General features: G+C 38.9%; 16 protein-coding genes, 17 tRNA genes, 2 rRNA genes and 2 riboswitches (1 of these 37 only partly in view). Of the genes, 3 read left to right on the top strand and 32 right to left on the bottom strand.

The window, feature by feature from the left end; genetic code table 11:
* Positions 1-51 precede the first annotated feature (51 nt).
* Together LJY09_RS02305 and LJY09_RS02300 are read right to left on the bottom strand one after the other, a co-directional pair.
* Entirely contained in the window at positions 52-1,311 is a 1,260-nt protein-coding gene (locus LJY09_RS02305) for a glutamate/proton symporter GltT (protein ID WP_028412682.1), read from the bottom strand.
* Positions 1,312-1,417: 106 nt separating this feature from the next.
* A riboswitch (cyclic di-AMP (ydaO/yuaA leader) is annotated at positions 1,418-1,557 on the bottom strand.
* A gap of 273 nt (positions 1,558-1,830) precedes the next feature.
* Positions 1,831-2,655, bottom strand: a complete 825-nt coding sequence (locus tag LJY09_RS02300) for an undecaprenyl-diphosphate phosphatase (RefSeq protein WP_033580867.1) — start codon at positions 2,653-2,655, stop codon at positions 1,831-1,833.
* A 458-nt stretch (positions 2,656-3,113) separates the two neighbouring features.
* Between LJY09_RS02300 and LJY09_RS02295 the strand changes: the two genes are divergently transcribed.
* Positions 3,114-3,404, top strand: a complete 291-nt coding sequence (locus tag LJY09_RS02295) for a hypothetical protein (protein ID WP_014461804.1) — start codon at positions 3,114-3,116, stop codon at positions 3,402-3,404.
* Positions 3,405-3,485: 81 nt separating this feature from the next.
* A riboswitch (TPP riboswitch) is annotated at positions 3,486-3,600 on the top strand.
* 113 nt (positions 3,601-3,713) lie between these two features.
* Positions 3,714-5,483 (top strand): phosphomethylpyrimidine synthase ThiC, encoded by a 1,770-nt coding sequence (gene thiC, locus LJY09_RS02290; protein WP_028412684.1) that lies wholly within the window; start codon positions 3,714-3,716, stop codon positions 5,481-5,483.
* Positions 5,484-5,650: 167 nt separating this feature from the next.
* Here thiC and LJY09_RS02285 read toward each other — a convergent pair whose 3' ends face one another.
* From LJY09_RS02285 to queG, 11 genes are all read right to left on the bottom strand, one after another.
* Entirely contained in the window at positions 5,651-6,106 is a 456-nt protein-coding gene (locus LJY09_RS02285; protein WP_228123026.1) for a VanZ family protein, read from the bottom strand.
* A gap of 199 nt (positions 6,107-6,305) precedes the next feature.
* Entirely contained in the window at positions 6,306-7,415 is a 1,110-nt protein-coding gene (locus LJY09_RS02280; RefSeq protein ID WP_154990985.1) for a Ger(x)C family spore germination protein, read from the bottom strand.
* A complete protein-coding gene (locus tag LJY09_RS02275; protein WP_155010765.1) occupies positions 7,405-8,496 on the bottom strand; it encodes a GerAB/ArcD/ProY family transporter in 1,092 nt (363 codons plus the stop codon). Before LJY09_RS02275 ends, LJY09_RS02280 begins: the two co-directional genes overlap by 11 nt.
* On the bottom strand, positions 8,489-10,018 hold the full coding sequence (locus tag LJY09_RS02270; protein WP_154990987.1) for a spore germination protein: 1,530 nt from the start codon (positions 10,016-10,018) through the stop codon (positions 8,489-8,491). The genes LJY09_RS02275 and LJY09_RS02270 overlap by 8 nt, the downstream gene beginning before the upstream one ends.
* 104 nt (positions 10,019-10,122) lie before the next feature.
* The gene (locus LJY09_RS02265; protein WP_014461808.1) at positions 10,123-11,019 is read right to left on the bottom strand and encodes a cation diffusion facilitator family transporter; all 897 of its coding nucleotides are present in this window, start codon (positions 11,017-11,019) and stop codon (positions 10,123-10,125) included.
* Positions 11,020-11,162: 143 nt separating this feature from the next.
* Positions 11,163-12,194 carry a DUF3231 family protein gene (locus tag LJY09_RS02260; RefSeq protein ID WP_028412690.1) on the bottom strand — a complete coding sequence of 344 codons (1,032 nt, stop codon included), beginning with the start codon at positions 12,192-12,194 and terminating at the stop codon, positions 11,163-11,165.
* Positions 12,195-12,298: 104 nt separating this feature from the next.
* Positions 12,299-13,477, bottom strand: coding sequence for a sporulation protein YhbH (yhbH, locus tag LJY09_RS02255; RefSeq protein ID WP_028412691.1), 1,179 nt, complete (start codon positions 13,475-13,477; stop codon positions 12,299-12,301).
* Positions 13,478-13,801: 324 nt separating this feature from the next.
* Positions 13,802-15,697: a PrkA family serine protein kinase gene (locus LJY09_RS02250; RefSeq protein WP_013055179.1), complete on the bottom strand. Its 1,896-nt coding sequence runs from the start codon at positions 15,695-15,697 to the stop codon at positions 13,802-13,804.
* Between the two features lie 458 nt (positions 15,698-16,155).
* Positions 16,156-16,629: a tRNA (uridine(34)/cytosine(34)/5-carboxymethylaminomethyluridine(34)-2'-O)-methyltransferase TrmL gene (gene trmL / locus LJY09_RS02245; RefSeq protein ID WP_016762878.1), complete on the bottom strand. Its 474-nt coding sequence runs from the start codon at positions 16,627-16,629 to the stop codon at positions 16,156-16,158.
* A 64-nt stretch (positions 16,630-16,693) separates the two neighbouring features.
* The gene (locus LJY09_RS02240; RefSeq protein ID WP_028412692.1) at positions 16,694-17,581 is read right to left on the bottom strand and encodes an amidase domain-containing protein; all 888 of its coding nucleotides are present in this window, start codon (positions 17,579-17,581) and stop codon (positions 16,694-16,696) included.
* 72 nt (positions 17,582-17,653) lie between these two features.
* The gene (gene queG, locus LJY09_RS02235; protein ID WP_033580873.1) at positions 17,654-18,790 is read right to left on the bottom strand and encodes a tRNA epoxyqueuosine(34) reductase QueG; all 1,137 of its coding nucleotides are present in this window, start codon (positions 18,788-18,790) and stop codon (positions 17,654-17,656) included.
* A 129-nt stretch (positions 18,791-18,919) separates the two neighbouring features.
* On the opposite strand from queG, the gene LJY09_RS02230 reads away from it, so the two are divergent.
* Positions 18,920-19,585, top strand: a complete 666-nt coding sequence (locus tag LJY09_RS02230; protein ID WP_028412694.1) for a B3/B4 domain-containing protein — start codon at positions 18,920-18,922, stop codon at positions 19,583-19,585.
* 115 nt (positions 19,586-19,700) lie between these two features.
* Here the strand turns inward: LJY09_RS02230 and LJY09_RS02225 are convergent.
* From LJY09_RS02225 to LJY09_RS02135, 19 genes are all read right to left on the bottom strand, one after another.
* A tRNA-Gly gene (locus LJY09_RS02225) sits at positions 19,701-19,774 on the bottom strand.
* 72 nt (positions 19,775-19,846) lie between these two features.
* Positions 19,847-19,928: transfer RNA gene (locus tag LJY09_RS02220), tRNA-Leu, on the bottom strand.
* Between the two features lie 30 nt (positions 19,929-19,958).
* Positions 19,959-20,047, bottom strand: a tRNA-Leu gene (locus tag LJY09_RS02215).
* Positions 20,048-20,061: 14 nt separating this feature from the next.
* Positions 20,062-20,135 (bottom strand) — tRNA-Cys (locus LJY09_RS02210).
* Between the two features lie 37 nt (positions 20,136-20,172).
* Positions 20,173-20,247 (bottom strand) — tRNA-Gly (locus tag LJY09_RS02205).
* A gap of 5 nt (positions 20,248-20,252) precedes the next feature.
* Positions 20,253-20,327 (bottom strand) — tRNA-Gln (locus LJY09_RS02200).
* A gap of 28 nt (positions 20,328-20,355) precedes the next feature.
* Positions 20,356-20,431, bottom strand: a tRNA-His gene (locus LJY09_RS02195).
* 30 nt (positions 20,432-20,461) lie between these two features.
* Positions 20,462-20,535, bottom strand: a tRNA-Trp gene (locus LJY09_RS02190).
* Positions 20,536-20,540: 5 nt separating this feature from the next.
* Positions 20,541-20,624: transfer RNA gene (locus tag LJY09_RS02185), tRNA-Tyr, on the bottom strand.
* 10 nt (positions 20,625-20,634) lie between these two features.
* Positions 20,635-20,710, bottom strand: a tRNA-Thr gene (locus LJY09_RS02180).
* Between the two features lie 25 nt (positions 20,711-20,735).
* A tRNA-Phe gene (locus tag LJY09_RS02175) sits at positions 20,736-20,811 on the bottom strand.
* Between the two features lie 15 nt (positions 20,812-20,826).
* Positions 20,827-20,902 (bottom strand) — tRNA-Asp (locus LJY09_RS02170).
* 3 nt (positions 20,903-20,905) lie between these two features.
* Positions 20,906-20,982, bottom strand: a tRNA-Met gene (locus LJY09_RS02165).
* 11 nt (positions 20,983-20,993) lie between these two features.
* Positions 20,994-21,069 (bottom strand) — tRNA-Val (locus LJY09_RS02160).
* Between the two features lie 23 nt (positions 21,070-21,092).
* Positions 21,093-21,167: transfer RNA gene (locus LJY09_RS02155), tRNA-Glu, on the bottom strand.
* A 21-nt stretch (positions 21,168-21,188) separates the two neighbouring features.
* Positions 21,189-21,280: transfer RNA gene (locus LJY09_RS02150), tRNA-Ser, on the bottom strand.
* Between the two features lie 3 nt (positions 21,281-21,283).
* A tRNA-Asn gene (locus LJY09_RS02145) sits at positions 21,284-21,358 on the bottom strand.
* Positions 21,359-21,367: 9 nt separating this feature from the next.
* Positions 21,368-21,483 (bottom strand): 5S ribosomal RNA (rrf, locus tag LJY09_RS02140).
* 110 nt (positions 21,484-21,593) lie between these two features.
* A 23S ribosomal RNA gene (locus LJY09_RS02135) occupies positions 21,594-23,262 on the bottom strand; it runs 1,267 nt beyond the window's last position.

The raw sequence follows: 23,262 nt of genomic DNA, 5'->3' as shown, positions 1-23,262 counted from the left end.
GCTACTTATTCTAATTTTTTGAATAGAATAAGTAGCTTTTTAATTTATAAATTAGCCGGCTCTCATGACCTCTGTACCTTTTTTAGGGTCAAATTTGCCTTCAGATTTAGACATCACAATTGCTGCTAGTGTGTTTCCTACTAAGTTAACAACCGTACGTGCCATATCCATGATTCTGTCTACTCCCGCAATGAAGGCTAATCCTTCTGCCGGAACGCCGATTGTTCCAAGAGTAGCCAGTAATACAACAAATGATGTTCCTGGCACCGCAGCCATTCCTTTAGATGTAACCATCAATACCAGAATGAGCGTCAGCTGTTGAACGATTGTTAAATCAATACCATACACCTGCGCTAAGAATAACGCTGCAATCGCTTGATAGAGAACAGAACCATCTAGGTTAAATGTATAACCAATTGGTACAACGAACGATACGATAGCTTTTGGACAGCCCATCTTTTCAAGTTTTTCCATAATTCGCGGAAGAACTGTCTCAGAACTAGATGTACTGTATGCTAACAACAGTTCATCTTTCATATAGCGGAATAAGTGGAAAATGTTAATTCCTGCCCATTTCGCAATTCCTCCTAATACAACAAGTAGGAAGAAAATTAACGCTAAGTAAACTAAGATAACAAGCTTTCCTAATGAAAGAAGTGACTCTAAACCGAATTTCGAAACTGTTACACCAATTAAAGCAAATACTCCAATCGGAGCCACTTTCATTACTAGGTTTACCACGTGAAACATTGCGTGAGAAACGCCGTCAAAGAATTGAACAACAGGCTTTCCTCTTTCTCCAATTGCCGCTACTCCAAGTGCGAACAATACTGTAAAGAAGATAATTGCTAGCATGTCCCCTTCAACAATTGACTGGAAAAAGTTTGTCGGAACAATGTGTAAGAACGTTTCAGCCACTGACTTTCCTTCTTGCTGTTCGGATGTTTCAACGTATTGTGAAATATCACTCTTCTGTGCTGAATGAATGTCTACACCTTGTCCAGGATGAAAAATATTAGCAATCAATACACCGATTACAATTGCGAAAGTTGTAATAATTTCAAAATAGAGAATGGTTTTAACGCCAAGCTTTCCGACCTGTTTACCGCTACCTGCTCCTGCAACTCCAACGACTAAACTTGAGATAACAATTGGAATAACAATCATCTTAATCAATCTTAAGAACAAGTCTCCCAGCGGCTGCAGGTATGTTACTACACGCGGATCGTTAAACCAAATTACTCCTACAAGAACACCGAGGATTAAACCGGTAAAAATCTGCGTAGCCAAACCAAAACGAATTTTTTTCATAGATGTACCTCCCCAAAGATGTATGACATTTGTATATACTTTTCTGAAAAAACAAAAAAAGACTATTCTTAAGAAAGAACAGCCTTTTACTTACGCTATTTTGGGCTCTTTCTCTCAATAAAGCAAACGAGGTTAACTGTCGGATTCGGAATTGAGAGTTTCCTACCTTTTGTAAGGATTCACCCCAAGGCAGCTTTACTGCCGATAATGATTCCCCCGCTCTATACGATTAAGCTTATTATTCAATTTTTATAAAATTAAAACGATCTATACGTTGTCATACGTTTTTTACAGTCAATAAAACTAAACAGAAGTCTTACTTTTACTTAACTTTATACTGCACAAATATTAATTTACTATTTTTCGACACGTTTTGTCAATACCCATGTTTATAAAACGCTTTCAAAAGACAATAATATATATTTATGCAAAAAAGCTATTGCAATGTTGCAATAGCTTTTTCTTGCTTTTTAAGTCTTTATCAGAAGTTTAAATGGCTATAAAATACGCTTATTTATTTTATAAAAATACAAAATATAGAATAGCCGCTAAAATAATTCGATAAATGGCAAACGGAACTAATTTAATGCGGTTGATTAATTTTAAGAAAAAGCGAATCGATATAAGCGCAAAAATAAAGGCGCTGATAAAACCAGCAATAAAAAACGGTAGTGCATCTGATGTGAAATACTGCCAGTTTTTAACCAATGAAAGTCCACTTGCTCCTGCCATAATTGGCACTGCCATAATAAATGTAAAATCTGCGGCTGCCTTATGGCTCATTCCAAGAAGAACCCCTCCTGAAATCGTTGAGCCTGAACGAGAAAAACCTGGCCAAAGAGCAATACATTGAAACAGTCCTATACCTAGTGCTTGTCCATAAGACATTTGGTCCACCGTCTCTACACGCGGACGTTTAGGTCCAAACAAATCTGCTAGAATCATTAATACAGCTCCGACCACTAAGCCAATTAGCACCGTATTTAAAGAAAACAAATGTTCATCAATGTAATCATCAAACAAAAGTCCTAACACTCCTGCGGGTAACAAACCAACAATTACCTGCATTAAATTTAAGCGATTTGTCGGTCCAATTGCAGCAGCTGGTTTTTTTCCCAATCCTAATAAATTAATAAAACGATCTTTAAAAATAACAACTACTGCTAAGATCGACCCTAGCTGAATAACAATCTTAAATGTATTAGCTACTGGAGATGAAAATAATTCTTTTGAATTTAACCACAGGTCATCCACAATAATCATATGCCCAGTTGACGAAACGGGAGCAAACTCTGTTAAACCTTCTACAATCCCTAAAATGATTGCTACAATAATTTCCCACATAAAGCTATGTACCTTGCCTTTCTTTCAAATTAATAAGCTTATCGCTTCGTTTTACATGCTCAACTATTTTCCTATTTTGACACTTGCTTTTTTATCATAATTGTTAAAACTATGAAATACAATGTGTATTTGCAAAAAGATAAGAATCTTTAATAATTTGTAATAAAAAGCTTACATGCTACAACCAAAAAACACGATATCAGCTTTTATTTATTTTAAAAAGCAGTCACTATGTTCAGTATAAATTCTGGTCCCTTAGCTAAAAATGAATCATCTAGACTATTTTTCTTTAGTGTGAAAAAATGACTAAATCATTATGTTTTTTCCATCCCCCTTTACTGTCATCTATCATTTTAATCCAATAGGGCTGACTTATACGACATATCCCCTAAGTAATTTGAAACTTTTTTCTCTCTTTTCTCGTATATAGTAGTATCTTTTTTAGGAGGCTTTTTACTATGAATGGAAATGTACGTACAATGAAATGGGTCACTGCTGGGTATGAAGCCTTGCTGGGAATTCCTTTAATTGGCGCGGGAATTGTTATGGGCTTTAGCTATACTCCTCTTTTTATTGGATTTATTCTTCATGCTATCACACTCATTTTAGCTAATAGACGAGGGTTATCTGCTTATGGAAACATACTAGGGCTTGTTACCTCACTGGTTGCTTGGATTCCATTTTTGGGATTTATCATGCATATTATTACAGCTATTGTGATTGCAATCGATGCTGCTAGACAACGCTAATTGTCTAGCTTTTTTTATTTAAGGGTTGATTTTTTACCGAATGATGGTAAACTTAAGCCGTAAATTGAATAATTTGAATGTTATTTCTACTAGGGGTGTCTGATAGCTCAGACTGAGAGAAGAGTGCAATAAAACTCTTTAACCCTTTGAACCTGATTTGGGTTATACCAGCGGAGGGAAGTAGTCTTGAAAAGAATAGTATAGTTTTATTCTTTTTTTGCCTATTCCATCGGGTTCTGTCTATCACAGAACCCGATTTTTTTATGGTTCGGTATAGCTACACTTTATGCGAAACCGGAGGAATATGTAATGTCAAAACAAAATGTATCAGTTTCTATGAAAAAGCCTTTTCCAAACAGTCACAAAGTATATGTCCAAGGATCCAGACAAGACCTTAAAGTACCTATGCGTGAAATTCATCAGTCTCCTACTACAGGGTCTTTTGGTGAAGAAGAAAATAGTCCCGTACGTGTATACGACACGAGCGGTGTTTATACAGATCCCTCTTATGAAATTAATTTACAAAAAGGATTACCGGCTCTGCGCGAAAAGTGGATTGCAGAACGAAACGATGTAGAAACATATCAAGGCCGTACGGTTCAGCCACAGGATAACGGTTATTATGACGGTGATCCAAGAGATCAGTACGAGCGCTTTATCACTAAACGTTTACCTTTGCGCGCGAAAAAAAATCAAAATGTAACGCAAATGCACTATGCGAAAAAAGGAGTCATCACGCCCGAAATGGAATTTATCGCTATTCGTGAACAGATGAATCCTGAAATTGTGCGTGAAGAAGTAGCAAGAGGACGTGCGATTATCCCTAATAATATCAATCACCCTGAGAGCGAACCGATGATTATCGGCCGCAAATTCCATGTGAAAATTAATGCTAATATCGGAAATTCAGCTATTCGTTCAGCTATTGAAGATGAAGTAGAAAAAATGACATGGGCAACGCGTTGGGGAGCCGATACAATTATGGATCTATCAACAGGAAAGGATATCCACACAACACGCGAATGGATTATCCGCAACTCGCCTGTTCCTGTAGGGACCGTTCCTATTTACCAAGCGCTTGAAAAAGTAAAAGGCGTAGCAGAAGATCTAACGTGGGAAGCATACCGCGATACATTAATTGAACAAGCAGAACAAGGTGTTGATTACTTTACTATTCACGCAGGTGTTCTTTTACGTTATATTCCTCTGACAGCGAAACGTACGACAGGTATTGTTTCACGCGGAGGATCCATCTTGGCGCAGTGGTGTTTAGCTCATCATGAAGAGAATTTTTTATATACTCGCTTTGAAGAAATCTGTGAAATCTGTAAAGCATACGATATTGCTATTTCGCTTGGCGATGGGCTACGTCCTGGTTCCATTGCAGATGCTAATGATGAGGCACAGTTCGGTGAATTAGAAACGCTTGGTGAATTAACTAAAATTGCTTGGAAACACGATGTTCAAGTTATGATTGAAGGTCCTGGACATGTTCCAATGCATCTCATCAAAGAAAACGTAGATAAACAAATGGAAATATGCCAGGAAGCTCCCTTCTATACTCTTGGACCGCTTACAACCGACATCGCTCCAGGCTATGACCATATTACATCAGGTATTGGTGCTGCAATGATTGGCTGGTTTGGGACAGCTATGCTTTGCTACGTAACGCCAAAAGAACATTTAGGACTCCCGAATAAAGAAGACGTTCGCGAAGGCGTTATCACCTATAAAATTGCTGCGCATGCTGCTGACCTAGCAAAAGGCCATCCAGGAGCACAAAAACGCGATAATGCTCTGTCTAAAGCAAGATTTGAATTTAGATGGAATGATCAATTTAACCTGTCACTAGATCCAGAGCGCGCAAAAGAATATCACGATGAAACACTTCCCGCTGAAGGTGCTAAAACAGCCCATTTCTGTTCAATGTGTGGACCTAAATTCTGTTCGATGCGTATTTCTCAAGATATTCGTAACATGGCTCAAGAAAATGAAAAAGATGTAAACGAAGTAAGAAAAGAAGGAATGAAAGAAAAAGCTAAAGAGTTTGTTAACAGTGGTTCAAATATCTATCAATAATGAAGTAGAACAGCTAAAAAAACAAATTAAGCAGCTTGAAGGAAAGTTATTATTTGTTCAGCAAAATTGTCAGCACATTATCGTTGAATCCTCACATTCTTCCGTAAGACGCTGCATTAAGTGTTTCTATCAACAAGATGCAAAAAGGACTTCGTAAAGAAGTCCTTTCATCTTTTTTTGAAACGTGCTTTCAGCATGTTCTTGATCCAATATAGTATTTTAATAATAACCCAGCCTATAAATGTACCTAGCGTATTCAAAAAGATATCATCAATATCAAATACTCGTTCCGTTAGCTTGTACTGTAAAATTTCAATCAGAAAACTGATTAAGAAACCAGTCGTAAAGACTTGAATAAAACCGTCAAACCACTTCATAAACAACGGAATAAACATTCCAAGCGGCGCAAACATCACGATATTTCCCAGTATATTTGTCAGAGTGAGCATTATATTACCGCTGTCCCACATCAGACGGATTGTACTAAATAAATCCAAGTTCATTGCTTTTCCGTAAACATGTTCGTTTTCCCGTATGAGAGTAGCATAAATGACCACTGCCCCGTACGCAATAAATAGAATGAACATGACTTTTTTAACGATTGACCTGATGCTTACATTCACTTCAACATCACCTTCTTTGACTCCCCAAACCATTTATTATTATCTATATGTATATGTCCACTGCTTTCATTCGTAGTGAATGGATTTACATGCTTTTTTTATCCTATCACATCAATAAATAAATACAATTCCCTTTTTATTATTTTGTAAACTAACATTTTTCCACTTAAAAAAAGCCATGCGTTTCGCATGACTTTTTTTAATTAATAATTCCACGATGGATAATTTCCACTTGTACTTTCGGATTAATCGAGATGTTTTTATAGTCCTGTCTCCATTTAAGCCTTTTCCATATACTCGGATGATAAGCAGCTGCTTCTCTTCCTATTTCCAGAAAATCACAGTTAGCTTTTTGTAGCTTTCCAACTACTTTTTCAGCTTTTTTTTGTAGAATCTTTTCAATTTCTTCCTGCACCTTTTTTGTCAATGCAGGAGATGACATTTCATTTTTGGTAAATTCATTAATGCTTACTTTTACATGTAGCGGTATGGTTACTTTCGCTCCGTACATCGCATCCGGTTTAAGGTGCATTTTTGCTTTAGCGCCTGACACATCATACGATACTACATACTGTTGATCATGTATGGTAATTTTGTGACTCATAATCATATATTTACCTTTTTGATTTCCTAATAAAAGAAGCACCTTGGATTCCTCAGGATTTAATGTAATGCCTGAAAATTTATCTTCATTAAATAAAGCTGTACCGATTACATCAACGGTCTTATTTTCAGTATTTAATTTCACATAAGGGAGTGCTAGTCCTTTTCCTTCATCAAATAAAACGGTACAAAGTGACTGAAGAGTTTCAACAGGCACTAAAGAATTGACTTCAGCCGTATGAACAACTCCGTCTAAATACTCTCCAATTAGCTCTTCTCCTACTTGCTGTAATTCAACTATGGTACTCGGCTTTCCTTCTACAATGACATACTTAGCTGTCAAAGGACTTTCTGATGTGCGATATAAAACGTCGGATAATTCTAATACACCCTCCTTAGCTAATTGATTTTCAAATAAAACAATTCTTTTTTTAGCAGACATAACAATTCCAGAAACCTGCTGGTTAATTTTTGTACGATCGTCTCGAGGTGAATCCCCTGCTACATGATAGGTTTTATTCACTAATGTCCCTTCTTTAGACGTATAGGAACGGATCGCAATAGTAGAAATCACCTTATCTTTCTTTTTTTCATAAGCCACTGTAGACAAAAACATCGTATCTTTTAACAATTTTTGATCCCAACATCCTGTTAGAAAACTTAAAATTAAACATATGCTCAATACCTTGATAAGTTTATACTTCATTTTTTACTGTTCCTTTTCTTATCCATGATAGAATTAACAAACAAATAGGAATACAGAAAATGAATACGTAAATTAAGTAGTTAGTTGCCTGTGACAAAGCTGCCACAAGATTATCCGTTCTTGAAAAATAAATAGAAAGACCTGTTACGAATATCAATACAATTGGAACAAACGGACGGTGAGTTTTCTTTTTGAATATTTCCTGCATGCCTACACTTGAAATATACACGTACATAATAAGGGACGTAATAACAGAAATAATCCAAAAAGTAATAAAAACCAAATCGATTCGTTCAATCACTGAGTTTTGTGTCGCCTTCAAAATGTATAAAACCGGTTCTGGTACGATTAAAATTTCATCTGGGCTAAAAAACAAATAACAAGCAATGATGATATAAACATATAAAACGGTAACGATACAATTACTAAGCATGACCATTTTCAATGTCATAGTGGATTTTGCCTTTACAAACGGTGCTAAAATCAAAATGGCTTCAAAGCCTAGCATTGAGATACTTCCTTCTTTTGACGCTAGCAAGATATTTTGAATACCGCTGTGCCCAATCGGAAATAGATACCGGACATCAGCCTCTTTATAAGCATTTGACACCAGTAAGACTAAAATGATTAAAAATACAGATACAATTGTAAAAAAACGCCCTATGTTTCGAACATTCTCTTTTGCAAAATATAGGGCAATAACAACTAATAAAAGGACCAAAACATATGCTGGGGTTAAGTGGTACAGCCAGCGCTTTAACACGTTTACATACAAAACAGTAATAACACTTGAAACAATGATGTAATAAAATACATATCCTACATTTAGAAAATTCCCTATCCACTTACCAAGCAGCTTGCTGGTCATTTGATATAAAGTTAGACCTGGCAACCGATGCGTTAGTCCCCAGTGGAACAATGTAATGACTTGAATTATACACCCGCTAATTAACATGGAAATCCAGCCGTCCGTATGCGCCGTCTTAAATAAGTTATAAGGTAACCCTAAAACACCAATACCAATTTGAGTTTGCAAAATGATAAAGAACAGCTGGCTGGCTGAAATACTATTTTTATTCATTTGAATCCCAATTCCTTATCGCTTTTTGACGTTGGCGTTTTTGAGGCTTAGCGTTAGCAGGCCTTTCATTCAAATAGAGCTGATGCATCCTTATAAAAACATCCTTTAAGCCAGAAAATTTAAATGGCGCAAAAGGGATTAAGTAAGGCATCGTAATAGACTCTAAAATAACTAAATGCATAACAATAAGAACTAGTACAAAAACAATACCCAAATAGCCAAAAGCGGCTGCTCCGATCATCATAGGAAAACTTAAAATTCGCAGCGTTGTGCTCATTTCGTTTGATGGCACAACAAAGGAAGAAACGGCTGTTAGAGCAATAACAATAATCATCATATTTGAAACTAAACTCGCTTCAACAATTGCTGTGCCGATAACTAATCCTCCAACTACCCCGATGGTTTGAGCAATGGATGAAGGCAGCCTGAGCGATGCTTCTTTTAATAGTTCCAATATCAATACCATAATAAATGCCTCTACTATCGGAGGAAACGGAACGTTCTCAAGAGATCCTTTTACCGTAAATACTAAGTCCAAAGGAATTAACTCGTAATGAAAAGAAATCGTTGCAATATAAATCGCAGGTAAACTCATGGCAACAAAAAAACTGAACACGCGTAAAAGTCGAAAAAATGAGCCATAAAGTGCACGTGTATTGTAATCTTCAGGCGATTGATAAAAAGTAAAAAAGTTAACAGGAGCAATTAACGCAGAACTATTTCCATTTGTTAAAACGGCCATTCTGCCTTCTAACAGATTACCCATTACCCGGTCCGGCCTTTCTGTGTTCAACAGCTGAGGAAAGGGTGAAAGAGGCGAATCTTCTAAAGCCTCTTCAATGATGCTCCCACTATCTACTCCATCCACTTCAATTTGTTTGATACGATCAATAATCATATTACAAATTTCTGCGTTTGCTATATTTTTCAAATATAAAACTGCCACTCGAGTGCGTGAAATACTGCCTACTTCGATATAGCGTACAATAAGGCTTCCATCTAAAAATTTTTGCCTCATCATGTTTAGATTTTTGTCCAAGCTCTCGACAAAACTTTCCTGTGAACCCCTAATCACTTTTTCATTCAGCGCTTGATTAACTTCTCTTGTAGCCGTTTTGGTAGAATCAATTGCATAAACAAACGGATCATTCTCTATTAATAAAACAGACGCACCTCGGCTCATTAAACTAATCATTTCATTCAAATCTTTTGTAGGAGTAATTGAAGCGGCCTGAATAATTTCACTTATCTTTCCTTCTTTTTCGATTAATAAAGGTTTGATCACATGCTCATTTAATTTCACTGAATCCATAAGAGGAACAAAATAAACTAAAAGCGCACGCTCATAATTGAACTTTAGCCACCTTTTCCCTATATCGCTCGTATAGTCTAACCGTTCTTCTAGCACATTTAGAGTTTCTTCTATGTTTGTACCAAGTTCAATTTCTATTTTTGGCTCCTTTTCTTCAAGGGAGATAGGACTTTTTTTTCGCTTAGGCCTTCGTTTAATTAACAGTGCCACTCACCTGCCTCGATGTCTCTTGTTAATATTCATTGTTTCTAAAAAAATAAATAGTATGTAAAAAAATGCAAAAAGACGCAGCGAAAAATTTTCGCTGCGTCTTTTTAATCTGGATAATAAGGATTCAAATGGATTAATACTTCCTGAATATTATCATGCTTTTTCATAAGTGTAGCTTTGATTTCTCGTCCTAAATCATGACCTTCCTTAATTGTTTTAAAGTGGTCAATTGAAATACGTACATCCACTAATATGTAATGGCCATGTTCTCTTGCTCGGACGCGATCAATCCGCTTCACATCTTCAAATTCATAAATACTTTCTTCAAGTTCTTTCAGTAGCTCTTCATCAATATTGCCTTCCATTAAGATTTGAAAAGACTCTCCCATCATTTGTCTGGCAATGTTAAAAATTAAATAAGCAACAAAGATACTTGCTATTTTATCTCCGTATAACAGCAGTTGAACATCCATTTTATCACCAATAATGGATAATAAAACACCAATTGCCGCTGCAATAGAAGCAACAATATCTGCTTTATGATCAAATGCAATTGCCTCAATTGCCTTACTGTGGTGCTGCTTGGCTACGTTTAAAGAATAACGGTACAATAATACCTTTGCTATGTATGAAATAACAGCAATCCACATGGCTAAAATATTTGGAGATTCAACCGGATGGAATAAACCAACGACTCCTTCAAATACCACATAAAATGATACAAGCAATAAAATAATTCCTACAATTCCTGAGACAATTACTTCTGCTTTTCCATGCCCGTATGGATGATCATCATCTGCTGGCTTATTTGCTACTCGTATAACCAACAAGACAATAATAGAGGCAAATACGTCCGCTGCAGAGTGAATACCATCAGCAAATACGGCATCACTATTTCCAATCCATCCTACTATTACTTTTCCTAGCGTAAGGGCAATATTGCTCCATACGCTAATCCATGCTACTTTTTTCGCAATGGACTCCCTTATACTATTATTCATTTGCACACCTCGACTTACTTCTTGAAAAATCAGCTTTTTTATCTTATCACTGTTCATTCAAGTGGGTCTAGAGCAACCTATTTTCATTTAGCTATATATGTTTCAGCACCGCAAAATTACTGATAATCCACAACATATCTTTCTTATTTCTCTGCCAACTTCTTACGATCAGTTGCCATTGGAGGTTCTTCCATCCACCCTTGCTCAATCATAATTCGAATTCCATCTTTTCCGTACTTCCCTATACGCCCAATTAGCTGAGAAAATTCTACTGCTACATCCGAACGGAAGGCCATAGACAAACCAGCACCGCAGTTATCAATAGCGATCGTCACCGCTGTAGAAGTATGATACATCATCAGCTTATCTGAAAACGGTGAAATCGTTGAGTTGGTTACATATGCATCAAGCAACCTCGGACTTGGTAAATCAGCTTCAGACAGTAATTCGGTGAAGTGCTTGATTTGCTTACTTGCAAGCTTGACTCCATCAAAAAAATAAGAGCGTAATTTTTGTGTGGTAGCTACTTGACTAAAGGCCAGCATCAGCGTTTTACCTAATACATTTGTATTAACAATTTCTTGAATAGCGGTAACCTCTAAAGAAGTTAAAGGATGCATTTGAGAGAAAAATGGTGATATAAATGTTTTTTCGTCCACAAAATTCACTTTTACAGGATAAGGAATAACCGGAGGTCTCATCAGCATGCTTTTTCTTAAAATAACGTGGTTAGAATTCTCTAAAAGAATGTCGCTTTCTTTTACACATCGAGATAGGTGGTCATAAATATCTTGCCTTCTCACTGCGCTTAGCGCTCTGGCATATTTCTTCATACCTCCAATGGCCATTTCGTTTACATAAATAGCCATAAAAATATCATCGAATAAAGCAGGAACTCCTTTGTTCACATCTTGTTCCCCAAACCCTACTGGAATTGGAATTTTTTCTGAACTGAATAATTCCGTCAATTCGTCTACATGAGTTTGTGAAAACTGATGTGCTTTTTTTAAAAGTTCCTTAATCTCTGGATCTTTTACAACAGATAGAAAATATCCAAGAACGCATACATACAGCGTATCGCCTAAATATTGCGCCCATAAGTAACCTAACTCGGCTGCATTCAACCGCTGATTTTGTTGATGTTTTTGCATTTCACTCTTTATATTTTCGTTCATTCACTTATTCTCCTTTTGGATAAAGTCGTACTTTTACTATCTCCAAAGAAGCGCTGAATAAACCGCATAAAAAAGACCTAGATAACAAGTCTAGGCCTTTTAGGTTATGCATATTTTTGGTCTTCGGTCTCTTTTCTAAAAAAGCTTTTCATCGCATGAAAAACGTCTGATTTTTGTTTTAAAATAAAGTGTCTAAAGCTTTCGTCTTGAATGTTTTTGTACGCAGACATTAAAGTGGAATGTCGATTGTACTGATTTACTTCCCCATACCCAAACATATTTGACACTTTCATTAATTCATTTACTAACTTTACACACCTTGCGTTATCTGAAGTTAAGTTATCACCATCTGAAAAATGAAACGGGTAAATATTGTAACGGCTCGGATCATACTTTTGGTTAATTAATTCAAGCGCTTTTCGGTAAGCAGATGAGCAGATGGTTCCTCCACTTTCTCCTTTGGAGAAGAAGTCTTCTTCTGACACTACTTTTGCCTCTGTATGATGCGCAATAAATTCAATTTCCACCGTTTCGTATTTCGTACGTAAAAAGCGTGTCATCCAAAAGAAAAAGCTTCGTGCCATATATTTTTCCCATATGCCCATCGAACCGCTCGTATCCATCATAGCTAAAACGACTGCTTTCGATTCTGGCTTTATAACTTCATTCCACGTTTTAAATTTTAAATCCTCCGGATAAATAGGATGAAAAGCAGGCTTTCCTGTCATTGCGTTTCGCTTATAAGCGCTCATCATCGTTCGTTTTTTATCAATATTCCCCATCAAACCTGTACGTCGTATATCATTAAATTCAATGTGTTCCACAACAATTTGATCAGATTCTTTTCGCTGAAGATTAGGCAGTTCTAATTGAGCAAATAAAGCCTCTTGAAGCTCCATGAGGGACACTTCCGCTTCAAAGTAGTCTTCTCCAGCCTGATCACCTGCTCCTTGACCTTTTCCTGCTCCTTTTTGACCATCTCCAGCAGATCCGTCACGTGCTACTACATCCCCAACTTTACTGTCTCCATCACCTTGACCCACATGTTTGTTTTTATCATAATTGTACCGAATTCGATATTCATCCAATGATTTGATCGGGATTTTAACAACTTCTCTTCCATTGGACATCACGATATTTTCTTCTGTAATTAAGTCCGGTAAATTATTTTTAATGGCTTCTTTAATTTTTTCTTGATGTCTTTTTTGATCATCGTGGCCTTTACGATGGAGGGACCAGTCTTCTTTTGAGACAGCAAAACTTTTATCTACTTCTTTTCCCACGCTATTCCCCTCCTTATTTAAAAAACACCTGCACGTTTTTACTCGGCATGCATAAGCTATACCGAAAGTTTCTGACAAATACCTTTAGTTCAAAGGTTGGTTACTCTTATCCTATGCGCAAGAATGGTATACTTGCTAACTAATTCTTTTACTATTAACTATTCATTTTATAGTGTCTAGTGTCATGTATATGTTTATGACTTATCATATGATGGTTAAGTGCAATGCGTACTACACACTAGCCTAATTATGCAGAGTTTATTTTAAGAGATAAGAAAAACATGGCACAGATCGGAAGTGCCATGTTTTCTTGTTAGTACTGAGTTATCGATTTAACAAACTTCCTACATAGCGCAGCAGTTCATTAGCAGATACTGAATTGTACCCATGCTCATCAATCAATCGAGCCACTACTTCATTTACTTTCTTCAGCTGCTGCTCATCTGGTGTTTTAGTGGACGTTGTAATTTTCACTACGTCTTTTAAATCTGCAAACAGTTTTTTCTGAATCGCTTCACGTAAGCGTTCATGAGAATTATAGTCAAATCGTTTTCCTTTACGTGCATAAGCGGAAATACGAATTAAGATTTCTTCGCGGAATGCTTTTTTCGCATTTTCTGAAATACCAATTTGTTCTTCAATTGAACGCATTAATTTATCATCTGGATTTAGCTCTTCTCCTGTTAGCGGATCACGAAGCTTATTTTTGTTGCAGTATGCTTCGACATTATCTAAATAATTATCCATTAATGTTTTAGCAGACTCTTCGTAAGAATAAACGAACGCTTTTTGCACTTCTTTTTTAGCAATTTCATCATATTCTTTACGCGCCAGAGAAATATAATTCAGGTAACGCTCTCGGTCCTCAGCAGAAATAGACGCATGCTGTGCTAATCCTTCCTTCAATGAACGCAGTACATCTAATGCATTGATTGATTTAATATCTTTTCGAATGATGGTAGATGAAATGCGGTTAATGACATAACGAGGATCAATACCGCTCATTCCTTCATCCGTATATTCTTTTTGTAACTCTTCTACGTCTGCATCATTATAGCCTTCTACAGATTGACCGTCGTATAAGCGCATTTTCTTTAACAAATCGATATCGCCTTTTTTAGGCTCTTTTAATCTTGTTAACGTAGTAAAAATAGACGCAATACGTAGTGTATGAGGGGCAATATGAACATCTGATACGTCACTTTCACGAATCATTTTGTCATAAATTTTTTCCTCATCACTCACTTTTAAGTTATATGGAACAGGCATTACAATAATTCGTGAATGCAAAGCTTCATTTTTCTTATTGGAAATAAACGAGCGATACTCTGTTTCATTTGTATGCGCTACGATTAATTCATCTGCACTAATTAAAGCAAATCTTCCTGCTTTAAAGTTTCCTTCTTGGGTTAAAGAGAGTAAATGCCATAAAAATTTCTCGTCACATTTTAACATCTCCTGGAACTCCATCATTCCCCGGTTTGCTTTATTAAGCTCTCCGTCAAAGCGGTAAGCGCGCGGATCTGACTCAGATCCATACTCTGCAATTGTTGAAAAGTCAATGCTTCCTGTTAGGTCAGCAATGTCTTGAGATTTCGGATCAGAAGGACTGAACGTTCCAATTCCAGTTCGTTTGTCCTCTGAGAAGAAAATGCGTTCGATGATGACGTCTTCAATTCTGCCTCCATACTCTTCCTCTAATCGCATTGTATTTAAAGGAGATAAGTTTCCTTCAATTCGGATACCATACTCTTCAAAGAAGTCTTTACGTAAATGATGTGGAATTAAATGCAGCGGATCTTCATGCATTGGGCATCCTTTAATAGCGTAAACAGCTCCTCGATCAGTAAGCGAATAAGCTTCAAGCCCTCTTTTTAACATGGTCACTAGCGTCGATTTACCACCACTTACTGGACCCATTAAAAGTAAAATACGTTTACGAACATCTAAACGCTTTGCAGCTGGGTGAAAATATTCTTCCACCAAGCGTTCTAGCGAATCTTCAAGTCCAAACATTTGTCCACTGAAAAATTTATAATGTCTTTTACCATTTACCTCTTCAATTCCTGCATCCTTTATCATGTTGTATACTCTAGAGTGTGCAGGCTGAGCAATTAAAGGCTCATCTTTAATCAGCTTTAGGTACTCTTCAAATGTCCCTTCCCACTTAAGACGATTCTCTTCTTCGCGGTATCTTTCAACTTTCTTTAATATATCCATTAAAGGACCTCCCCTACTAGTTATGGTGCTAGTGAACAAGATTAATACAATCTATGCAGCAAAATGTTTGAACATGCTTTTTAAATTGTAAAATTCAGAAATTTGTCCTTGCTAGGCATTCACAGTGAAGTATTTATTAGCTATAATAAAAGAGTAAGAAGGAACGGTTAAATTTTATTAGAGAACTTACGTCTCTAGAAGAGTTATTTTGTCATTATTATCATCATGAGATATGGGAAGTCGGTTTTAACTGCAGTAGCTGTATAATCCTTTTAATTAGATTGAGGAGGAAAATCAATGCGCTTACTTTTAGTATTAGGAGTAACAATTGCTTTTTTAGCATCCATCTTCAGAGCGGGATACAATGATAAACCGGGCGTTAAAAAATAACCACTACATATCATCGTCGACATAAATAAAAAAGCGAGGTTCAAATTTTATTGAACCTCGCTTTTTATTTAAGATAAACCAGCGTAATTTTGTTGACGCAGCGCTTCATAGATTAAAATAGCTGCTGTATTAGATAAATTTAAAGAACGAACATTTTCTGTCATCGGTAAACGAAGACATCTTTCCATGTTCTCTTCAATAATGTGCTTTGGCAGACCCTTTGTTTCTCTCCCAAATACGAAGAAATGATCCTGCTCTAAGTCACTATAATCAAATGTTGTATGTGGCTGTTGACCAAATTTTGTGATGAAGTAAAAGCCTGCTTCAGGATACTTTTCAAATACTTCTTCTAATGAATCATGATACACCACATTTACAAATTCCCAGTAATCCAATCCAGCTCGCTTTAACATTTTATCATCTGTTGAAAAGCCTAACGGCCGAACTAAATGCAGCGTCGTATTTGTTGCTGCACATGTTCGCGCAATATTTCCTGTATTTGCTGGAATTTCTGGTTGAAATAACACTACGTGTACTCCCACAAATTTTCACCTCTGCTAACAAATCTATTCATCATTATACCACTAACTTGCTAAAACGAAAGACTTACCGATCAACGATATGGAAAAAATCATACTTAATCTTTGGCGTGTAAGCCGTTGAATCTTCATAAGCCCAATATCTCATTCGACTATTATACGTGTTCGCATTCACAAGAGGCATACCGTGACCGTCTTTTGCTACAACAATCGTCGTATGATTCCATCTTCCATCTCCTTCAAAATCGTAGCAGATAACGTCTCCCGGGACAAGTTCGCTTGCTGAAGATTTCCTCACAGCCCGAAGTCCTGATTTGGAGTTACTTAAATAGCTGTGCATGGAATGAGCAACGGCCCAGCTATAGCTCCAGGCGTTCCCTCTCATCCACCATCCGTTTGCTTTTTTAGGATACCCCCGCATCGGCGCCTTTCCTGCATGCAAACACTGTGAGATATAGTTGGTGCAGTTTACCTCAAACTGCTTATAACTTTCATTAGGTTTATCCCAATGTTTTTCTGCATACTGAACAGCTGCAAGACGATCATAATAAGAGGCTCTTTCTTCGTCTTCCTCTACTTCTTCTACATCCATTTCAACCTCATCTTCAGAAAAATCCTTTACCAGCAGCTCATCTTGAATAAGTGTATCTTTATAAAAAAGAGCTAAACGATCTTCAATTTCTTCTTCTATATAGAAAAAATCGTTTTGTTTTAAAAATGCCTGAATGTGCACCTTATATAATACTCTTGTTTCTTCCTGATCCGTATGAGCAGATTGAATAGAACCTTTCATATTACATTTTAAAACATCAACTTCTCTTTTTTTTACAAGAGACCGCTTTAGCTCACACTGCTGTTCAATGAAAGGCTTAAAGTCTTCATGAAGCTCACCTTTTACATAGCTGTCCGCACGCGCTTTAATTAAAGTATATAATACATTCCTTTTTGTTAGCATAATGTCACCACTTTTCTAAGCGTTTATTATACGCTATGACTCATTAGCTAACTTTATCAATAAAAATACGGTTTAGATCTCTTGAAGCATCTCTATACCTTTTGACATTTCTTCAATTACTTCTTGATCCTTTTCTTTTTCTCTTAAGTTCATAAGTGTATCTAATGCTTCTTTATCACCAATTTTGCCTAACGCCCATGCCGCCGTTCCTCTAATGACAGGGCGAACGTCATTTTTAATTAACTCAATTAAATCTGGAACAGCGGTTTGGTCTTTAAAATGGGCAAGTGCAATAATGGCATTACGCTGAATTGGCTTTTTCCCTCTCCATGACCCTGAAACATGTCCAAATTTCTCTTTGAACTCACGATTACTCATCGTTAAAAGCGGTTTTAATTTAGGCTTCGCAAGTTCTGGGTCAGGCTCCATCTCAGGGTGAAAATGAAAGTCTTTGCCTTTATTTTCAGGACACACAGTTTGACATGTATCACAGCCATATAAACGATTGCCTAATTTACTTCGAAATTCTTCAGCTAAAAATCCTTTTGTTTGGGTTAAAAAGGCAATACATCGCTGCGAATTCAGCTGACCGCCTGTTACAAGCGCACCGGTAGGGCACACATCCACGCACTTATTACAAGTACCACAGCCGTCTTCTATCGGTTTATCAGGAGGAAACGGGATATCTGTAATCATTTCCCCTAAATACACGTAGGAACCGAATTCAGGTGTGATAATGGCACAGTTCTTACCGCTCCAGCCAATACCAGCTCTTTCTGCTACAGCTCGGTCCGACAGCTCGCCTGTATCTACCATCGATTGAAGGATAGCTGCAGGTACTTTTTCTTTTATGAAAGCTTCAAGCTTTTGAAGCCTATCACGTAAAACCGTATGATAATCTTGTCCCCAAGAAGCACGGCAAAAGATCCCTCGGCGATCTTCCTTTGTGCTCTTTGGTGCATCCTTTAATTTAGAAGGATACGCAAGTGCAATTGAAATAATGGATCTAGCTTTTGGAACAACTAATGTGGGATCTACTCTTTTTTCAATATCAGGTTCCTCAAAGCCTGAAGCATAACCTAACTCTTGCTGTGCTAACAATCGATTCTTTAACTCATCAAACATAGAAGCACTCGCAAATCCAATCTTATCGATTCCAATCTCTTTGCTGTATGAAATAATTTCTTCCTTCAACTGATACGCATTCATAGTGAGTAATAGCCTCCTTTCTAAGAAATTCTATATATTCATGCATTGAACTGTTTTCTCACTCAATGAAATGATAGGATGGTATCTATAAACGAACAAATACTAATTATAATAGAAAGGATCAAAAAAATGAACTTTACATTATCACCCGCTATTAAACAGCTTTGCCCTTCTTTTAAAATGGGAATCATTCAGTATAAAAATATTGAAGTTGGCGATTCTCCTCAAATGCTAAAAGGACGTCTGCGCCTTTTTCAAGAATCCATTTATTTTGACCTTGAGTCAAAAAAAGTAACAGAATTTGAAGGTGTTAGCGAGTGGAGAAAGCTTTTCAAAACATTTGGAACGGATCCAAGTAAATACCGTCCTTCTATAGAAGCTTTAATTCGACGGATAGGAAAACAAACGTATCTTCCTTCTATCAATTCTGCTGTGGACATTAATAACTTTTTTTCATTGCAATATGAAGTACCAATTGGAATTTATGATTCTTCTAATTTAGAGGGCCACGTTGAATTTACTATCGGTAAAAAAGAAGAGTCTTACGAAGCTCTAAATGAACGTAACATTTCTTTAGAAAATAAAATCATTTCAAAAGATGCCCTAGGAGCTTTCGGAAGCCCTTATGTGGATTCTAACCGAGCGTACGTAACTGAAAAGACAACACAAGCTGTACAGTTCATCTATTTAAAACCTTCACTTTCAGAAGAACAGGCTTATAAACTAACTAAATCCTTAAGTGACATGTTCATTCAAATTCACGGCGGCGAAGCAACCTATCAAGTCATTAACTGATGTACGTAAATATAGCGTCTATCTTTTCAAGATAGACGCTATATTTACGCTAAAAATAAAAAACGCAACATCTCAGCTTTGAAAGCGAGACACTGCGTTGTGATAACAATATGTATGGAGCGGGTGATGAGAATCGAACTCACGACATCAGCTTGGAAGGCTGAGGTTTTACCACTAAACTACACCCGCAAATATTATCAAAATTTGTCGACCAATAAGTAAAAATAAAAACAGGAATCATCCTGTCAAGTAAAGCTAAAGTACCGATGGTCGGGGTCGAACCGACACTCCCGAAGGAACACGATTTTGAGTCGTGCGCGTCTGCCAATTCCGCCACATCGGCAAAATAAAAAAGGCAAGTTAAAATTATAAATGGTGCCGAGGGCCGGACTTGAACCGGCACGGTAGTCACCTACCGCAGGATTTTAAGTCCTGTGTGTCTGCCAATTCCACCACCCCGGCAGCTTGTAAATAAATGGAGGCGGCAACCGGATTTGAACCGGTGATAAAGGTTTTGCAGACCTCTGCCTTACCACTTGGCTATGCCGCCATTTACTCAAGACTAAATAAATTTATTAAAATTAAATTGGAGCGGAAGACGAGGTTCGAACTCGCGACCCCCACCTTGGCAAGGTGGTGTTCTACCACTGAACTACTTCCGCAAATATGGCTGGGCTAGCTGGATTCGAACCAACGCATGACGGAATCAAAATCCGTTGCCTTACCGCTTGGCGATAGCCCAATATTGGAATATGCATATCGTTTATAAATGGGGCGACTGATGGGAATCGAACCCACGAATGCCGGAACCACAATCCGGTGCGTTAACCACTTCGCCACAATCGCCACGTATATATGCAATGTTAATTTTATAATTGGCAGGGGCAGTAGGAATCGAACCCACACTGACGGTTTTGGAGACCGTAGTTCTACCTTTAAACTATGCCCCTGTAAATGGTGGAGGGGGGCAGATTCGAACTGCCGAACCCGAAGGAGCGGATTTACAGTCCGCCGCGTTTAGCCACTTCGCTACCCCTCCACAATAACTGTGGTGCCGGCAAGAGGACTTGAACCCCCAACCTACTGATTACAAGTCAGTTGCTCTACCAGTTGAGCTACACCGGCATTTTAAAAACAAATGTTTTTAAAATGGTGGCTCGGGACGGAATCGAACCGCCGACACAAGGATTTTCAGTCCTTTGCTCTACCAACTGAGCTACCGAGCCTTATTAAATTTAAAATGGCGGTCCCGACGGGAATCGAACCCGCGATCTCCTGCGTGACAGGCAGGCATGTTAACCGCTACACCACGGGACCACTTGGTTGCGGGGACAGGATTTGAACCTGCGACCTTCGGGTTATGAGCCCGACGAGCTACCGAACTGCTCCACCCCGCGATGATAATATATGGTGGAGGATGACGGGATCGAACCGCCGACCCCCTGCTTGTAAGGCAGGTGCTCTCCCAGCTGAGCTAATCCTCCACTATTATGTAGATAAAAATAAATGGTGACCCGTACGGGATTCGAACCCGTGTTACCGCCGTGAAAGGGCGGTGTCTTAACCGCTTGACCAACGGGCCACTGTGCTAATTAAATAAAAATGGCGGAGAGCAAGGGATTTGAACCCTTGAGACAGCGTTAACCGCCTACACGATTTCCAATCGTGCTCCTTCGGCCACTCGGACAGCTCTCCAAATGGCTCCACAGGTAGGACTCGAACCTACGACCGATCGGTTAACAGCCGATAGCTCTACCACTGAGCTACTGTGGAATAATAACAGCCTGGCAACGTCCTACTCTCACAGGGACAAAGTCCCAACTACCATTGGCGCTAAAGAGCTTAACTTCCGTGTTCGGTATGGGAACGGGTGTGACCTCTTCGCTATCGCCACCAGACATATTATATTATACATGATTTAAAAAAGAAAGCAAGACTTTTTTTGAAAAAGTTTTGTTCTTTCAAAACTAGATAACAGGTTGCTGAGTAAAGCTTACGCTTTTAAAGTTTGGTTAAGTCCTCGATCGATTAGTATCAGTCAGCTACACATGTCGCCACGCTTCCACCTCTGACCTATCAACCTGATCATCTTTCAGGGATCTTACTAGCTTGCGCTATGGGAAATCTCATCTTGAGGGGGGCTTCATGCTTAGATGCTTTCAGCACTTATCCCGTCCACACATAGCTACCCAGCGATGCCTTTGGCAAGACAACTGGTACACCAGCGGTGTGTCCATCCCGGTCCTCTCGTACTAAGGACAGCTCCTCTCAAATTTCCTACGCCCACGACGGATAGGGACCGAACTGTCTCACGACGTTCTGAACCCAGCTCGCGTACCGCTTTAATGGGCGAACAGCCCAACCCTTGGGACCGACTACAGCCCCAGGATGCGATGAGCCGACATCGAGGTGCCAAACCTCCCCGTCGATGTGGACTCTTGGGGGAGATAAGCCTGTTATCCCCGGGGTAGCTTTTATCCGTTGAGCGATGGCCCTTCCATGCGGAACCACCGGATCACTAAGCCCGACTTTCGTCCCTGCTCGACTTGTAGGTCTCGCAGTCAAGCTCCCTTGTGCCTTTACACTCTACGAATGATTTCCAACCATTCTGAGGGAACCTTTGGGCGCCTCCGTTACATTTTAGGAGGCGACCGCCCCAGTCAAACTGCCCACCTGACACTGTCTCCCGGCCCGATCAGGGCCGCGGGTTAGAATTTCAATACAGCCAGGGTAGTATCCCACCGACGCCTCCACCGAAGCTAGCGCTCCGGCTTCTCAGGCTCCTACCTATCCTGTACAAGCTGTACCAAAATTCAATATCAGGCTACAGTAAAGCTCCACGGGGTCTTTCCGTCCTGTCGCGGGTAACCTGCATCTTCACAGGTACTATAATTTCACCGAGTCTCTCGTTGAGACAGTGCCCAGATCGTTACGCCTTTCGTGCGGGTCGGAACTTACCCGACAAGGAATTTCGCTACCTTAGGACCGTTATAGTTACGGCCGCCGTTTACTGGGGCTTCGATTCAGAGCTTCTCCCAAAGGATAACCCCTCCTCTTAACCTTCCAGCACCGGGCAGGCGTCAGCCCCTATACTTCGCCTTGCGGCTTCGCAGAGACCTGTGTTTTTGCTAAACAGTCGCCTGGGCCTATTCACTGCGGCTCTCTCGGGCTATACACCCTACCAGAGCACCCCTTCTCCCGAAGTTACGGGGTCATTTTGCCGAGTTCCTTAACGAGAGTTCTCTCGATCACCTTAGGATTCTCTCCTCGCCTACCTGTGTCGGTTTGCGGTACGGGCACCTCCCGCCTCGCTAGAGGCTTTTCTTGGCAGTGTGGAATCAGGAACTTCGGTACTATAATTCCCTCGTCATCACAGCTCAGCCTTTATGATGAGCGGATTTGCCTACTCATCAGCCTAACTGCTTGAACGCGCATATCCAGCAGCGCGCTTACCCTATCCTACTGCGTCCCCCCATTACTCAAACGGCGGGGAGGTGGTACAGGAATATCAACCTGTTGGCCATCGCCTACGCTTTTCAGCCTCGGCTTAGGTCCCGACTAACCCTGAGCGGACGAGCCTTCCTCAGGAAACCTTAGGCATTCGGTGGACAAGATTCTCACTTGTCTTTCGCTACTCATACCGGCATTCTCACTTCTAAGCGCTCCACCAGTCCTTA

Origin of the sequence: Priestia sp. J2, from assembly GCF_020790095.1 — a bacterium.
Classification (GTDB): domain Bacteria; phylum Bacillota; class Bacilli; order Bacillales; family Bacillaceae_H; genus Priestia; species Priestia zanthoxyli.
The sequence above is the reverse complement of the archived record's forward strand: the minus strand, read 5'-3'. Positions and strand labels throughout refer to the sequence as shown.